This window comes from Brenneria corticis (genome assembly GCF_003115855.1).
Lineage (GTDB): Bacteria > Pseudomonadota > Gammaproteobacteria > Enterobacterales > Enterobacteriaceae > Brenneria > Brenneria corticis.
On sequence record NZ_KZ819132.1, the window covers coordinates 1 to 1317 of the forward strand.

1 protein-coding gene is annotated in these 1317 nt (G+C 53.6%); it reads left to right on the top strand.

All coding sequences use genetic code 11. The annotated features are described in order from the left end of the window. Positions 1-72: 72 nt before the first annotated feature. Positions 73-1281 (top strand): IS256 family transposase, encoded by a 1209-nt coding sequence (locus DDT56_RS24205; protein ID WP_136168888.1) that lies wholly within the window; start codon positions 73-75, stop codon positions 1279-1281. The last annotated feature ends 36 nt before the right edge of the window (positions 1282-1317 follow it).

The following is a 1317-nucleotide window of genomic DNA, read 5'->3' on the forward strand; positions in this document are numbered from 1 at the left end:
GAGCCTGTTTATAAAATTGTGTAATCGCCTGTTTTTGATATGTTTACCGCAACACCAAGAACAGGTGAATTTATGGACAAAAAACAATTACAGGCTCTTGCCACCGAACTGGCAAAAAACCTCAAAACCCCTGATGACCTGAATCAGCTTTCCCGCTTTCTGAAAAAGCTAACAGTCGAGACGGCACTCAATGCTGAGCTGACCGCCCATTTGGGCCACGAGAAGCACCAGCCCAAATCCGGCTCCAACACCCGTAACGGCTACTCCGCCAAGACGGTTGACAGCGAAGAAGGCCCGTTGGATATCCGCACGCCCCGTGACCGGGAAGGCTCGTTCGAGCCGCAACTGCTCAAGAAACACCAGACCCGTATCACCGGTATGGACAGCCAGATACTGGCGCTCTACGCCAAAGGCATGACCACTCGTGAAATCGCCGCCGTCTTCAAGGAAATGTATGACGCGGCCGTGTCGCCATCGCTGATATCCAAAGTCACCGACGCGGTGAAAGAACAGGTTGCCGAATGGCAGAGCCGTCCGCTGAATGCGCTATATCCCATTGTTTATCTTGACTGTATCGTGGTCAAAGTCCGTCAGGACGGCAGCGTCATCAACAAATCCGTGTTCCTCGCGCTGGGCATCAATACCGAAGGCCATAAAGAGCTGCTGGGCATGTGGTTGGCGGAAAATGAAGGCGCGAAGTTCTGGCTGGGCGTGCTGACGGAGATGAAAAACCGGGGCTTGCAGGATATCTTCATCGCCTGTGTTGACGGCTTGAAAGGCTTCCCCGACGCCATCAACGCCGTCTATCCACAGACTCGCATCCAGTTGTGCATTGTTCACATGGTGCGCAACAGTCTGAAATACGTGTCATGGCGGGATTACAAGGCCGTCACAGGCGGGCTGAAAGCAGTCTATCAAGCCCCGACAGAAGAAGCCGCTCTGGCAGCACTGGATGCGTTCGCCGACAACTGGGATGAGCGCTACCCGCAAATCAGCCGGAGCTGGCGGGCGAACTGGGCTAACCTGTCAACGTTGTACGGGTATCCGTCTGATATCCGCAAGGCGATTTACACCACCAACGCTATTGAGTCGCTGAATAGCGTTATCCGGCATGCGATTAAAAAACGTAAGGTGTTCCCATCAGACGACTCGGTAAAGAAGGTGATATGGCTGGCGATAGAGGCGGCGTCAAAGAAATGGACAATGCCGCTGAGGGACTGGCGGTTGGCCATGAGCCGCTTTATTATCGAGTTCGGTGATCGTGCGAGCGATCACCTTTAAATGAGATGGCGATTACACAGAATCGTGGACAGGCTC

Coding starts and splice junctions, on each gene's coding strand:
- DDT56_RS24205 (WP_136168888.1), top strand. CDS start 73: ATGGACAAAAAACAATTACAGGCTCTTGCCACCGAACTGGCAAAAAAC.